General features: G+C 68.2%; 16 protein-coding genes. 10 read left to right on the top strand and 6 right to left on the bottom strand.

The window, feature by feature from the left end; genetic code table 11:
• Nucleotides 1–9 precede the first annotated feature (9 nt).
• Together ASF58_RS05860 and ASF58_RS05865 are read right to left on the bottom strand one after the other, a co-directional pair.
• The gene (locus tag ASF58_RS05860) at nt 10–834 is read right to left on the bottom strand and encodes a WecB/TagA/CpsF family glycosyltransferase (RefSeq protein WP_055948432.1); all 825 of its coding nucleotides are present in this window, start codon (nt 832–834) and stop codon (nt 10–12) included.
• Between the two features lie 26 nt (nt 835–860).
• Nucleotides 861–2126: a glycosyltransferase family 4 protein gene (locus ASF58_RS05865; protein WP_082512835.1), complete on the bottom strand. Its 1266-nt coding sequence runs from the start codon at nt 2124–2126 to the stop codon at nt 861–863.
• Between the two features lie 715 nt (nt 2127–2841).
• Here ASF58_RS05865 and dps point away from each other — a divergent pair.
• A complete protein-coding gene (gene dps / locus ASF58_RS05870; protein WP_055948435.1) occupies nt 2842–3396 on the top strand; it encodes a DNA starvation/stationary phase protection protein Dps in 555 nt (184 codons plus the stop codon).
• 311 nt (nt 3397–3707) lie between these two features.
• Here the strand turns inward: dps and ASF58_RS05875 are convergent, their stop codons facing one another.
• The 3 genes from ASF58_RS05875 to arsH all read right to left on the bottom strand — a co-directional run bounded on the left by ASF58_RS05875 (nt 3708) and on the right by arsH (nt 5916).
• Nucleotides 3708–4589, bottom strand: coding sequence for a hypothetical protein (locus ASF58_RS05875; RefSeq protein ID WP_055948438.1), 882 nt, complete (start codon nt 4587–4589; stop codon nt 3708–3710).
• Between the two features lie 143 nt (nt 4590–4732).
• On the bottom strand, nt 4733–4939 hold the full coding sequence (locus tag ASF58_RS27600) for a DUF2171 domain-containing protein (protein WP_055948942.1): 207 nt from the start codon (nt 4937–4939) through the stop codon (nt 4733–4735).
• A 203-nt stretch (nt 4940–5142) separates the two neighbouring features.
• On the bottom strand, nt 5143–5916 hold the full coding sequence (gene arsH, locus ASF58_RS05885) for an arsenical resistance protein ArsH (protein WP_055948945.1): 774 nt from the start codon (nt 5914–5916) through the stop codon (nt 5143–5145).
• Nucleotides 5917–6002: 86 nt separating this feature from the next.
• Between arsH and ASF58_RS05890 the strand changes: the two genes are divergently transcribed.
• From ASF58_RS05890 to ASF58_RS05905, 4 genes are all read left to right on the top strand, one after another.
• Nucleotides 6003–6350, top strand: a complete 348-nt coding sequence (locus tag ASF58_RS05890; protein ID WP_082512836.1) for a metalloregulator ArsR/SmtB family transcription factor — start codon at nt 6003–6005, stop codon at nt 6348–6350.
• Nucleotides 6350–6775, top strand: a complete 426-nt coding sequence (gene arsC / locus ASF58_RS05895; protein WP_055948441.1) for an arsenate reductase (glutaredoxin) — start codon at nt 6350–6352, stop codon at nt 6773–6775. The genes ASF58_RS05890 and arsC overlap by 1 nt, the downstream gene beginning before the upstream one ends.
• Nucleotides 6776–6884: 109 nt before the next feature.
• Nucleotides 6885–8180: an arsenic transporter gene (locus ASF58_RS05900; RefSeq protein ID WP_055948445.1), complete on the top strand. Its 1296-nt coding sequence runs from the start codon at nt 6885–6887 to the stop codon at nt 8178–8180.
• 113 nt (nt 8181–8293) lie between these two features.
• On the top strand, nt 8294–8590 hold the full coding sequence (locus ASF58_RS05905) for a hypothetical protein (protein ID WP_055948447.1): 297 nt from the start codon (nt 8294–8296) through the stop codon (nt 8588–8590).
• Between the two features lie 2 nt (nt 8591–8592).
• Here the strand turns inward: ASF58_RS05905 and ASF58_RS05910 are convergent, their stop codons facing one another.
• Nucleotides 8593–8973 (bottom strand): TonB family protein, encoded by a 381-nt coding sequence (locus ASF58_RS05910; protein WP_055948450.1) that lies wholly within the window; start codon nt 8971–8973, stop codon nt 8593–8595.
• 983 nt (nt 8974–9956) lie between these two features.
• Between ASF58_RS05910 and ASF58_RS05920 the strand changes: the two genes are divergently transcribed.
• The 5 genes from ASF58_RS05920 (at nt 9957) to ASF58_RS25625 (ending at nt 13699) form a co-directional block, all read left to right on the top strand.
• Nucleotides 9957–10226, top strand: a complete 270-nt coding sequence (locus tag ASF58_RS05920; RefSeq protein ID WP_055948456.1) for a hypothetical protein — start codon at nt 9957–9959, stop codon at nt 10224–10226.
• A gap of 279 nt (nt 10227–10505) precedes the next feature.
• Nucleotides 10506–11024, top strand: a complete 519-nt coding sequence (msrA, locus tag ASF58_RS05925) for a peptide-methionine (S)-S-oxide reductase MsrA (protein WP_055948458.1) — start codon at nt 10506–10508, stop codon at nt 11022–11024.
• 594 nt (nt 11025–11618) lie between these two features.
• Complete coding sequence (locus tag ASF58_RS05930; protein ID WP_055948461.1) at nt 11619–12827, top strand: tyrosine-type recombinase/integrase; 1209 nt, start codon at nt 11619–11621, stop codon at nt 12825–12827.
• A 177-nt stretch (nt 12828–13004) separates the two neighbouring features.
• Entirely contained in the window at nt 13005–13226 is a 222-nt protein-coding gene (locus ASF58_RS05935; protein WP_055948464.1) for a hypothetical protein, read from the top strand.
• Nucleotides 13223–13699, top strand: a complete 477-nt coding sequence (locus ASF58_RS25625; RefSeq protein WP_156375530.1) for a hypothetical protein — start codon at nt 13223–13225, stop codon at nt 13697–13699. Before ASF58_RS05935 ends, ASF58_RS25625 begins: the two co-directional genes overlap by 4 nt.
• Nucleotides 13700–13728 lie beyond the last annotated feature (29 nt).

Genomic DNA, 13728 nt, shown 5'->3' on the forward strand with positions numbered 1-13728 from the left:
CGCCCGGTCTCAGACCGAGCGCACCCCCTCCGGGGCCGGGACATGCTTGGCCTGCCGGGCCCGGTCGAAGGCCACGATGGCGAGGAAGCGCGGCACCACCTGGGCGTAGCGGGCGCGCAGGCGCCGGGGCTCCTGGATCAGCCGGTAGAGCCATTCGAGCCCGCATCGGGTCATCAGCCGCGGCGCCCGCGGGATCGTGCCGATGTTCACGTCGAAGGCGGCCCCGACCCCCATGGCGATGACGCCGGGCAGGGACGGGGTGTGCGCCTGCATGAAGAGTTCCTGCTTGGGCGTGCTCAGGCCGATCCAGAGGATCTGGGTGCCGTTGGCGCGCAGGCGCGCGTAGAGATCCTGGGCCTCGGGCTCCGTCAGCGGACGATACGGGAGGGTCTCGGCCCCGGCCACGACGAGGCCCGGCGCCCGCCGGGCCATCTCGGCGGCGAGCTTGTCCGCGACGCCGGGACCGCCCCCGAGGAAGAAGTGGCGCCAGCCGGCCTCGACCCCGGCGCGGCACACCGCCTCGACGGATTCGATGCCCGGCACCTGCGCGATGGCCTTGTGGCCGCGCAGGCGCCCGACCCAGGCCAGCGGCCGCCCGTCGGCGCAGACCAGCAGGGCGGCGTCGTGGGCGGCCCGCACCTCGGGCTCGTCCTGCGCCCGCACGATGCCGTGGGCGTCGCGGAAGACCACGAAGGTCCCGGGACCCGGAACCGCCCGGCTCAGGCGGCGCCGAAGCGCGGCCACCAGGCCTCCCATGTCGGTGATCGAGACCGGGACGCCACCGAGAAGGAAGTGGGGGACGTCCGGGTCGTGGCCCCAGGCGCGCACGGGCATGGCAGGATCCGGAGTGAGGGGGCGCGTCATGCGGCAGCCCGGGGGGTTGCGGAGGAACGGGTGGCGATGGCTTCGCGGTAGATCGTGAGCGCGCGCGCGGTGACGGCGTCCTCGGTCCAGTCGCGCTCGTAGGCGAGGCGGGCGTGGCGCCCCATCGCCCGGGCGGCCTCGGGATCGTCGACGATCCGGTCGAGGGCCTGGGCGAGGGCGCGGGGATCGCGGGGCGGGACGAGGAGGCCGGTGCGGCCCTCCGTCACGAGGTCGGCGAGGGCGCCGATGCGCGCGGCGACCACCGGCGTCCCGAGGCTGAATGCCTCGGCGATCACCATCGGCAGGCCCTCGTACCAGTGCGAGGGCACCACCAGGGCGGCCGCCCGCGCCATCGCGGCCTGCACGGCCGCAGGGTCCTGCGGGCCGAGCAGGGTCAGACCGGGCGCGCGGCCGAGGGCGTCGGCCTCGGGGCCCTCGCCGATGACGGTGATCGGCGCGCGCGTCAGGCGCGCGGCCGCCATCAGGGTGCCGACGCCCTTCTCGGGCACGAGCCGCCCGACGAACAGGATGCCGGCCCGGGGGCCGTTTGCATCGAGGCTCGGATCGGCCAACCCGTTGGGCTTGATGCGGATGCGGCTGTCCGGAAGCCCGGCGGCGAGGAAGCGGGTGCGGGCGAAGGGCGTCAACGCGATGAAGCGGTCGACGTCCCGTCCCCAGGTGCCGGCCCGCCGGTGCACGTCGATCATCCGCGCCACCGCCAGGGAGCCGAGCCGGGACCCGCGATAGCAGGCATGCCGCACCGCTTGGTAGGGCGAGCCGGTCACGCAGTCCTCGCAGGGGCGGGACTCGCGCATGAGGATGCCGTTGGCGCAGGTCACGCGGAAATTATGCAGGGTCTGCACGGTGGCGACCCCCTCGGCCTGGACCGCGGCGTGCATGCCCGGCGACACCTGCGGGAAGACGTTGTGCGCGTGCACCACGTCCGGGCGGAAGGCGCGGACGGCCGCCACCACGGCGGCGATCCCGCGCGGGGCGTGCGGCGCCTCGTAGGCCGTGCGCAGCCGGTCCCAGCCCGTCCGGATCGTGGCGTTGTCGAAGAACAGGGTCTCCACGACCTGCCCGGCGCGGCGCAGGCTCGCCACCTCCTGGGCCACCACCGAATCCTCGCCACCGCGCACCTGATAGCGATTGTGGACCACGAGGATGCGGAGCGGCGCGGCCGCGAAGGGGCCCGCGGGCGCCTCCTGCCGAGCCGGATCGCCTCCGGGCGGACGACGCTGTGCGACCTCTGGTTTTGTCATCGCAGCATGCCAAGCCTGGACGAATGGCAGCGGGGCTGCCGGCGAAGAGCGAGACGATCGTGACCCGACCGTCGACATTTTGCAAGAATAAGCGCGTGTCCTTTAAGATTTGACATCGCCTCAGGACAAGCATTGTGCACTGCCGTTCACCAACATCTTACCAAGTTCGTTTCCGTTGCCGCAGAACCCGTCGTCATTCAGGCATCGCCCCGCATACGGGCCGCGAGCGCCAGACGTTTCAAGGTCGGTGGAGCGACAAAGAGTCATCGTTAAGGAATAGTCAGGCGCCCTGGACTGTGGGCCGGGCGAGTCCGGGACCAACGCAGTTTAAGCGCGGCCGTTCGCGTCGGCATCGTCCAAGCCAATTTATGGTTGACGGTCGCCTGCCCGCGCCGCGTCGAGTCCGATCACGGGGATTTTCAGTCACGGGGAATGCGGTCCGGCCGGGACGGAAGCGGCCGGCGGCCATGACGGGCCGCGGGTTGCTGTCCACGCAGATCAGGCGCGCGCGACCACTGGGTCTGGAACACACGGGATCAGGAACATGGGCCGGGGCCTGTCGTTGATGGGGCAGACTGATCGCAGGGGCGGCGCACGCCGCCCGGGCGAGATCATGTTCCGCCGGCATCGAAGGCTCGGCGTCGCGACCGCGCAGGCTGCGGGATGAGCGACGCGCCTTCCATGAGACTTGCCTGAGACTTGAAGGACGAACTGAATGGCCGATTCCAAGACCCAAGCCGGAAACCAGCGTCTCCACGAGACCCAGAACGGCACCAAGTCCAACGCGAAGAAGGTTTCGATCGAGGTGCTCAACGCGCGCCTGTCGGACGGGATCGACCTCGCCCTCGACGTGAAGCAGGCCCACTGGAACCTGAAGGGACCGCAGTTCATCGGCATCCACGAGATGCTCGACGGATTCCGGACCGAGCTCGACGACTACAATGACAAGGTCGCGGAGCGCATCACCCAGCTCGGCGGCACCGCCCGCGGCACCGCCCAGGCGGTCGCGTCGGCCTCGCAGCTCAAGCCCTATCCCCTCGATGCCTACGCGATCGCCGACCATCTGGCCGCGCTGATCGACCGCTACGGCGTCTACGCCAACGCGGTGCGCCAGAACATCGACGACACCGACGAGGCCGGCGATGCCGGAACCGCCGACCTCCTCACCGAGGTCTCGCGCGGCGTCGACAAGCAGCTCTGGTTCCTCGAGGCCCACGTGCAGGAGCCGACCGGCACCCTGCGCGACGGCGACCACGCCGGCCAGCGCTGAGCGCCCGCCCAGGTTCGACGGATCAGGGGACGCCGCGAGGCGTCCCCTTTTTCGTGGGCGGACGGCCCGTGACCGACGATCGCTTCACTACGGTCGTGGCCAGATCGCTCCATCACCGTCACGGGACCTGTCGCGTCTCACCGCGACCCGGCTGGGCCGGTTACACCGCCGCCGGAGACGTCTCACGTCGCGACCGGCTGCCGCCGTCACGCTGGCAGCGCGGGTCCCCCATCGGCGAGGCGAGGAACAGGGTGGGGTGTGGAGGGTGTCCGGAGAGGGAGCGCCCCTCGCGACAGGGGGTCGCATGTCCATCACGAGCGCTCCTCGGGCGCCCCCGTCTCCAGGAACCCGCGCGCGATCCGCGAAAACTCCGGCGTGCGCAGGTAGCCGTAGGACTTGTGGTGGTTGGCCTCGCCCGTGGGCCGCCGGTAATCGTTCACCACCCTGTGGTCGTCGAGAACGACCCCGGTGTCGCTGGGAGCGTAATCGTCCGCGAGGGTGCCGGTCACCGTGACGATGTCGTTGCCGTCGGCGAGGTTGGTCCAGTTCTTCACGTTGTTCGGCACCCGGGTGGCGCCGAATTCACTCTCGATTTTCATCTTCACTTTCGCGAGACCGAGGGGCGAGCCGACCGTGACCAGGTGGTCGACCCGGAGGTCCGGGGCGTCGCGCTCCAGCAGCCGCAGAACGTCGTAGGCGATCACCGAGCCCATGGAATGCGCCACCAGCAGGATGCGGTGCCCGCGACATTCGGCGAGGCGCTCGCTCAGGCGCGCCCGGACCTCCGCCGCGAAGGCGCGCTCGCCGTGGTAGTGCCAGAGATCGTCGAAGCGATGCTCCAGGATCAGGTCGTCGACGAGGGTGATCCCCGTCACCTCCTCGACGCGGTCGATCCCGGCATAGAGGGTGGCCAGCACGTCCTGTCCCGTCAGGCTCGGCGCATCTTCGGCGCCGTGCAGGGGTTCGGAGGCCGGCTGGGGGCGATACGGCTCGGTGACGGCGTCGCCGGCGAGGGGCGTCTCGTAGCGCAGGTCGGCCCAGTAGACGAAGCCGAAGGTGAACGTGGCGCCGTCGAGTCCTTCGTTGCGAGACAGGCCCTCGGTGATCGCGTCCCGCCACCAGCGCGTCTTCTCATCGACCGGCGGCTTGTTGGCCAAGCCGTGGATGCCGATGATGACGCTAGGCCGTTCCATGGAGTCCGAAGGTATCCTGTACGCGGGTGGCGCGGCTGCGCGCACTCAGTCTCGAATGGCTCCGCTGCCGCGCTGACCGGGAATCTAGGGTCGGTGGCGACGGCGGCGACCGGGCGAAAGGTCGCCTGGAGGCGGAAGACTGCTCAGCCGGCATCTTCCCAGTAGCCCCGGACATCGGCGGCCGTGGCCGTGAGGTGGACGTGCTCGTCAACCCGCTCGACCCAGGAGAGCGGCAGCAGGTGGTGGCGACCGTGGGCCGCCGGATCGGTCCGTGTCAGCTTGATGAGGGTGTCGCCCTCCATGTGGTCGACCGTCCCGACATGCAGTCCATCCGACGACCGCACCTCCATGTGCGGCACGATCTGCTGCGGCGCGACCTCTTCGGCCACGACCTCTTGGGCCACGACCTCCTGCGCCACGACCTCTTGCGCCACGATTTCTTGCGCCTTGATATCCGATGGCTCTGCCATGTGGCCTTTCCGCTTGGGACCCTTCTGCCTCAACGGCCCTGCGCCGCCCTGGTTCGACGCCGCGGGCGCTTCGCCACGGGGCGTCAGGCGGGGCGCGGGGTGAAACCGATATCCGCCGCCACCGCCCGGAGCCGTTCCGGCTCCCGCTCCTTGCGCTCCGAGTACCGGTCGACGAGGTGGTCGGCCCGCTCGCGGGTCAGGAGCGTGAACTTCACCAGCTCCTCGCAGACATCGACCACCCGGTCGTAGAGCGGACCCGGGTTCATCCGGCCGCCTTCGTCGAACTCCCGGTACGCCATCGGCACCGAGGACTGGTTCGGAATGGTGATCATCCGCATCCAGCGCCCCAGCACCCGCAGGCCGTTGACCGCGTTGAAGGACTGCGAGCCGCCGGAGACCTGCATCACCGCCAGGGTCCGCCCCTGGGTCGGGCGCACCGAACCCTCCGACAGGGGCAGCCAGTCCACCTGGGCCTTCATCACTCCGGTCATCGCCCCGTGGCGCTCGGGGCTGACCCAGACCTGGCCCTCGGACCAGATCGAGAGGGCGCGCAACTCCTGCACCTTAGGATGGTCGGCGGTGGCATCGTCCGGCAGCGGCAGCCCGTGCGCATGGTAGATCCGCACCTCGCCGCCCATGGCTTCCAGGAGGCGCGCCGCCTCGTAGGCCAGGAAGCGGCTGAACGAGCGCTCCCGCAGGGAGCCGTAGAGGATCAGGAAGCGCGGGGCGTGGCTGAAGGTTTGCGGTACCCCGAGCGCCGCGGAGGTCGGGACCGTGAAATGCGCTTCGCTCAGGGCCGGCAGGCCGTCGGCGAAGGGCTGCCGGGGCCGCTCGTGATCGGCCTGGTCCGGAGCGATCTTGTCAAAATCGGTCTTGTCCGAATCTGTCTTGTCCAAGGCGTCGGCATCCTCTACGTTTCAATGATGTTTGAAATATTGACACCATGATGGACGAGGGGCAAGCCGTCGCCGCCTTCGCGGCCCTCGGCCAGGCGCACCGCCTGCGCATCGTGCGCCGCCTCGTCACCGCCGGGCCTGAGGGCTTGGCGGCGGGCCTGCTGGCGGAGGCGGTCGGCGTCTCCGCGACCAACCTGTCGTTCCACCTCAAGGAACTGAGCCGCGCCGGCCTCGTCACGGCGCAGCGCGAAGGCCGCTCGATCCGCTACCGCGCCGCCTATCCGGACCTCTCGGCGCTGATCCAGTTCCTGATGCGCGATTGCTGCCAGGGGCGGCCCGAGGTCTGCGCCCCCGCCGTCGCCGCCCTCGCGACCTGCTGCCCGGAGCCCGCCTGATGGACGTCGTCATCTACCACAACCCGGCCTGCGGCACCTCCCGCAACACCCTCGGCCTGATCCGCAATGCCGGCCTCGAGCCGCACGTCGTCGAGTACCTCAAATCGCCCCCCAGCGGCGCGCTGCTGCGCCGCCTCGCGGAGCGGGCCGGCCTCACCCTCCGCGATCTCCTGCGCGAGAAGGGCACGCCCTATGCCGAGCTCGGCCTCGACGACCCGGCCCTCGGCGACGAGCAGCTCCTCGACGCCATCGCGGCGCATCCGATCCTCCTAAACCGGCCCCTGGTGGTGACCCCCCTGGGCGTCGCCCTGTGCCGGCCCTCCGAAACCGTGCTCGCCCTGCTGCCGCCCCAGCAGGGGGCCTTCGCCAAGGAGGACGGTGCGCCGGTGGTCGATGCGCAGGGGCGGCCGGTCGCGGAGTCCTGACGGCGCCCGGACGCGCGATCCCGCCTGAGAGCAAGCTCTCGCCCACGCCCGAGATTTCACCCGCGAACAAGATCTCAAGGTTTCGTCGCGACACGAACAGAAAAAGTCGATGCTTGCCCTCGCCATCTTCGTCGTCACCCTGGTCCTCGTCATCGTCCAGCCGCGGGGGCTCGGGATCGGATGGAGCGCCCTCGCGGGGGCCGCCGTCGCCCTGGCCACCGGCGTGATCCAGCCCGGCGACATCCCGGTGGTCTGGCACATCGTCTGGGACGCCACCTTCACCTTCGTGGCGCTGATCGTGATCTCCCTCCTCCTCGACGGGGCGGGCTTCTTCCAGTGGGCCGCCCTGCACGTCGCCCGCTGGGGCGGCGGTCGCGGCCGCCGCCTGTTCCTCCTGGTGATCCTGCTGGGCGCCGCCATCGCGGCGGTCTTCGCCAATGACGGCGCCGCCCTGCTGCTCACCCCGATCGTGCTGGCGATCCTGATCCGGCTCGACGTCCGCCCGGCCACCGCGATGGCCTTCATCGTCGCCTGCGGGTTCGTCGCCGATTCGACCAGCCTGCCGCTGGTCATCTCGAATCTCGTCAACATCGTTTCGGCGAATGTCTTCGGCATTTCCTTCGGCCGCTACGCCGCCGTGATGGGGCCGGTGAACCTCGTCTCGCTGGCCGCGACCCTCGTGGTGCTGTGGCTGGTCTACCGGCGTGACCTCGACACGACCTACGCGGTATACCGTCTGGACCCGCCGCCCAGCGCCATCCGCGACATGGCCGTGTTCCGCGCGGCCTTCCCGCTCCTCGCCGTGCTGCTCGGCGCCTACTTCGTCACCGCCCCGTTCGGCGTCCCGGTCTCGGCCGTCACCGGCGCCGGCGCCCTCATCCTGCTCGCCCTGGCCGGTCGCAGCGGGGTGATTCCCCTGCGCAAGGTCCTGGCCGGCGCCCCCTGGCAGATCGTGCTGTTCAGCCTCGGCATGTACCTCGTGGTCTACGGCCTGAAGAATGCCGGCCTCACCGAGCTCCTCGCCCAGGGCCTGGTCCGGCTCGCCCAGGCGGGCCCGGTGGTTGCCACCCTCGGCACGGGCCTCGCCGCCGCCCTTCTGTCCTCCGTCATGAACAACATGCCGAGCGTCCTGGTAGGAGCGCTGGCGATCCAGCAGGCCCCCGACCTGTCCCCCCTGACCCGCGAATTGATGATCTACGCCAACGTCATAGGCTGCGATCTCGGGCCGAAATTCACGCCGATCGGCAGTCTCGCGACCCTGCTGTGGCTGCACGTCCTCGCCGCCAAGGGCCACCGCATCACCTGGGGCCAGTACATGACGGTGGGCCTCCTCGTGACGCCGCCGGTCCTGCTGGCGAGCCTCCTCGCCCTGGCCCTCTGGCTCCCGCATCTCGGCCCGCCGTAAGCCGCCCGCGGCCTGCGCTTCGACGCGAAATCGCCCGGCGATCAACAATCGTGAATGCGCGCTCCGGTGCGATGCCGGACCCTGTCCGCTCACCGAGGCTCCGAGGGGGTCCCATGAGAGTGGCACTGGAGGAAGGGCTCGCGGCCCTGGAGCGGATCATCGCCGCGGCCGAGGAGCGCCGGATCGAGCAGATGATCCGAATCGCCGTTCTCCTCGCCGAGGAGCAGGACCCGAGTGACGCGCAGGAGTCCCTGCGGCGGACCGAACGCCTCCTCAAGATCATGCAAACACAGCGGATTCTGCTGATCGGCGTCCATCCGGCGCCCTCCGACACCGTCAGGACGCGCGAGACCTCCCCCGTGGCGGCGTCCCTCTCCGGTCCGGCGACGGCGCACGCTGCGCCGCTGTGAGCTCATCGGTCCAGCTGGAGCGGGAAGCTGAGATCCGTGGTGCCGGCCGGGGTCAGAAGCGGCGCAGGCGGCGGGCTGAAGGGGCCGGCCGCCCGGACCAGGCCCCGTGCCCGCTCATCGAGATCCGGCAGGCCGGAACTCCGCTCGACATCCACCCGATTGACGAAACCGTCGGCCGCGATCTGGACCCGGACCACCACCGTGCGGCGCCCGCGCTTGCGCCCGGCAGCGGCCGGAGCGCCCGTGGCCGGATCGATCTTCGCGATCACCGCCGACACCCAGCCTGTCACGTCCCGGGAGGGTCGCTCCCGTGCCTGGAGCCCCATCCCGCTCCAGAGCGTCGCGCCAACGCTGATCCAGCGGACGACCGAGCGCAGTCTCATCGGTGGTACTCCAGCACGCTGCCGTCGGAAGGATCGACCGGTCCGGCCCGCCGGTCGATCCACCCCGCAGCGCCGAAAAACACAAACGGCGCAGGGCCTTGAGGCCGCTGCGCCGCTGGTTCTGGCCGCCGAGGGGGCGATGGCGGCCGCTGATGTGATGCGCCTGGATCGCCGGCGCGGATGTGCGCCGAAACACCGCCCAATGCGAAGAAGCCGGTTGCGCCTGCCTCCAGGGAGGCTTCTCGGCCCGCCATTACGGGCCCCTGGGTGTGATCGGACCGCTCCGCTTCGGGCGCGGCGGACGGTCGTCCAGCGTTGCGTGCTGCGGACTGGGGTGTCGAACCTTGGACGGGCGTCCGTCCGCGCGCCTCCGCTGATCCGCCTCGGCCCGGGATGGTGGCGTGGCACCGGGTCGGGTCCAGTGAACGGCGGAGGCTTCGTCACATCCGCGGACCAGCTTCGGCATCGCCTGCCGGTGGGCACCGGCCAGGATGTCCCGGCGCATCGCCGCCTCGTCGTCCCACCGCGGCATGGTCCAGAAGGTCCAGGCCCGATCGACCAGGATCGCCCCCATCGGAGTGCCGCCGCCTTCCGCGCCTGCCTCTCTGTGCGGACGGCTCTCTGTGCGGAGGGCATGAACGGCGAAGCCCGGCAGGAACCGAACCGACCGGATTTTGAGGCGCGTGATACCGACGAAAGGCACGTCTTGCAGTCCCTGGCCACCTCCTGTGAGGGGCTCCGCAACCGCATGAGACCATCATCCGTTCGAGCCGGCGTTCGCATGCCGCACGGTCCACGCTTCAGGTTGCGAACCGATACGCTCTGCTTCGTCGCTCTCGATCCCCGCGCGCCAGCGATTAAGCTTTGACGACGTGCCAAACGGCACCGAGTTTCGGATTGTGGGATCCTAGATCAGCGTTACTCAACAAGTCACGGCCAGCCGCCACTCGACGGAGACCGCGCAAATCTAAGTGGATTGTGCCATGAATACGCGTGTTGCTTCTATTGTTGCTGCAATTGTTTTCACCGCGAGCGCGTCTGCTTCGCCCGTCCTGGCCCAGAGCGACACGGCACCGGCTGGCATCACCGCCGACGTGGCGTCCGGTGGGCATGGAGCCCGCGGCTACGACGACATCACCACCGGCTCCATCGGCTATGGCCGCCAGCCCTCCTCTGCACAGGAGGGCAATGCCGAGCAGAACAGCTTCCCCGTCTGGCAGTACGGCCGCACCTCCGGGGGGACGGCTCGGTAAAATGCGATCGCCGGACAGGAGATACCGAGCGGCGGGGTGAAAGCCCCGCCGTTGCCTTGTCCAACACCGAGGTCCAGGGCGCCTTGGCCGGCCTTCGTTCAGAGGTCATGGGCGGGATGGGTCGAAACGCCCGGAACGACACCCGCCGGTGAGACCCGGCGGCAGGTGCAAACCCACCGTGAAGGCGTCCCGCGACATCATCGAACGGCGGCAAAAGGCGGTTCGGCTCCCTATCTATCGGGCAACGGCGTCACGCCTCGCTTCGGGAGAGATGGAACCATGAGTCATGAACGTGCAGTCCTCGCCGGGGGATGCTTCTGGGGAATGCAGGACCTCATCCGTCGGCAAGAGGGCGTCGTGTCGACCCGTGTCGGCTATACGGGAGGCGACGTACCGAATGCCACCTACCCCAACCACGGTACGCATGCAGAGGCGATCGAGATCATTTTCGATCCCGAGCGGACGAGCTATCGCCGGGTGCTGGAGTTCTTTTTTCAGATCCACGATCCGACAACGTTGAATCGGCAGGGGAACGATCGCGGCCTGAGCTATCGCTCGGCGATCTACTACACCGACGACGCGCAGCGTCAGGTCGCCGAAGAGACCATTGCCGACGTCGATGCATCCGGTCTCTGGCCCGGAAAGGTCATCACGGAATTGGCCCCCGCCGGGCCGTTCTGGGAGGCTGAGCCTGAGCACCAGGACTATCTCGAGCGCCGTCCCGACGGTTACACGTGCCACTTCATCCGCCCCAATTGGCGGCTTCCTGTACGAACCGCGGCCTCGCAAAGCGCCTGAGTGCCGTTCCCACGCTGCCCTGTCGGAGGTGGTTGGGTCGATTAGTGGAGTGTCTGGCCGATTGCCGGATCGGAAGGTTCTTAAGGTGCCCAGCCTGACCCGTCAGGTAAGCACCACGATCCGTGAGATTGCGGCAGTTGCGAGCGCTCTCGTGGCGCAAGGACAGGCCAAGCTCGTCCTCAGGGTCTGAGATCGTCTCGCTGCCGCGCGGACGATCCTCTCGATCTTGGGGACGAGCGTCCCTTTGCGTTGTGGTTCGCTATCGGGTCGATCGCACCATCGATGGGAATGGCCGTGCTCGGCCAATGCTCTCATCCGAGCAGCCCCGAACCATCACTCGGCGGTGCCGATCGACCGAGCGACGTGGTTCTGAGGCTGTTTGGAAAACGGAATGGTGCCGCAAGAGGGATTCGAACCCCCGACCCCCTCATTACGAATAGTGTCGCACCCGGTCCATGAGGGTATCGGGAGGTATATCCGGCACCTCACAACACCCTGTTTCTGCTGATTTAATCGGGATATTATGGGATATGTGGCGTTCGGCGGGTTTGCAGAAACCGTGCTGCCCATGTGCTGCCCACAGGGTCCTGATCGATGAAACAGAAGCTGACCGATGCTCTCGTCGCAAGGGCGGCTTTACCGTCCGGCGCCATCGACATGGTGCTTTGGGACAGCGACGTCTCTGGCTTCGGTCTGCGCATCCGTCCAGCCGGTAAGACCTGGATCCTCGCCTACCGCCCGGTCGGTGCCGGCCGGCGCGCTTGCACCAAGAAGATGAAGCTGGCGACCCTCGGCGCCGTCGCGAAGGTGTCTGCCGCGCGGACGTTGGCCCAGGTGGAGCTTGGACGGATCGCGTCAGGTGCCGACCCTTTGGCCGTGCGTGCTCAGAGCCGCATCCGCGAGAAAGCTCGCCTCGTCGACCTGCTCGATCGCTACGATCGGCACCTCGAGCGCCGGCAGTACGTGAACCGCAAGGACGTGCTGGTCATGCTGCGCTCGAGGATGGCGCCGCTCCTGAATCGCGATGTGTCGACCATCACCGGGGCCGAGTTCGCGAAGATCACCGACGCCATCAGGGAAAAGGGTCTGCACGGAGCCGCCGCGCATTTCCGGACGCTCTGCCGCGCCTTCCTGACATGGTGCGTGGCCGACGCGAAGGTGTTGCCGGTGAACCCGCTTGCAGGACACCGAAAGGAGCGAGCGACCCGTGCAGATCGCCTGGCGAAGGCAGAGAAAGGCCGGGCTCTGTCCAACGCCGAGCTTGCCAAAGTGTGGGCCGCAGCACGCCTCGATTCGACCGCCGGCCGGCTGATCCGGTTCTACATTCTCACAGGCTGCCGACGCGGGGAGGGGGCTGGCATCACGTGGACGATGCTCAACACGAGAGCTGCCGTGTTCGAGCTTCCCCCAGTCTTCGTGAAGCAGGGCCGCGGCCATAAGGTCCCCGTCACGCCTCAGCTTCAAAGTCTTCTGGATCATTGCCATCGGGACGCACGATCCGACCTCGTCTTTCCGTCCGCCCGGACCGGCAGTCTGATGAGCGGGTGGACGAAGCTGGTCGCCGGCCTGACGAAGGCCTCCGGCGTCGAGTTCACGCTGCATGATTTGCGTAGAACCTTCCGAACTGGCTTGTCTCGGCTTAGCATCGATGTCGACACCGCAGAACTGGCCCTGGGACATGCTCGTGCGGATCTCGAGGCGATCTACAATCGAGATACGGGTACGGACCGACTTCGGGCGGCATTCACGGCTTGGGCAGACCATGTGTCGAGGCTAATTGCAGAGCACGAGAGCTCGAAGTAGCTGCGTAAATAAAAAGTCAGAATGGACATTCTGTCCCTTGAGGTGTCGGTGGGTCTATCGGCATACTACGGATGCTGCATGAAACGGATGACCCTGTAGACCTGAGAACTGGGCAGCTCCCTCAATTCCAGTCCAGACGCGAGTGAAGCCGGATGCGGCTCCCGCGCAGGAGAGTCTATGCCTGCCATCAGCAACTCCGCGATTTCAGCCCCTGACATCGAGCGGCTTCCCGACAGCGCGCTCCTGACGCGCCGTCAGCTTTCCGAGATCAGCAGCTTCGCACTCATCACCTTGAAGGTATGGGCGAAGAACGGCCGCGGGCCGCGGATCACGGTGGTCGAAGGGCGGCCCCGCTACCGCGTCAGCGATGTGCGGGCCTGGATGGGGGCTTCGTCATGAGCCGCCCCACGCACTACGCCAGGAAGGCGAAGAGTCCCTGCCCGGATAGCCGCTACGCCTTCCATCTCGCCGCGAACCGGATCCTCGACAGTGAGCCGACCCCACCGCTCGGTACAGCTCCCAGCGAGATCACCGACGATATGTCGGCCGCTGAAGCTCGCTACTGGCGCCGGCACAATCCAGTGCTTGAGCTGCTGCAAGAAGCCGCCATCAAGACGATCAAGGCACGGCTGCTCGCCATAGGAGTGCCGGCGGAAGCTCTACGCGATCCTATGGGCCCTGCGGCACAAGCCCTCGTCAACGGAATGCTTCATGGCGAGCGATGCTTGCTCCAGATCCATCGCGAGAACTGCGGGATCGGCTGGATCTCCAAGCCTCTCGTCGAGCATCATGTCTCGATCCTGTGTCCGACGTCAGCACCTGTGGGACAGAATGAGGGTCTTCCCGAACGGAGGATGGCTGGTTCATCGTAGCCCCTGAGGAGCGAAGATGAAGCAGACAT

It is taken from the genome of Methylobacterium sp. Leaf125 (genome assembly GCF_001423085.1).
Taxonomy (GTDB): Bacteria; Pseudomonadota; Alphaproteobacteria; order Rhizobiales; family Beijerinckiaceae; genus Methylobacterium.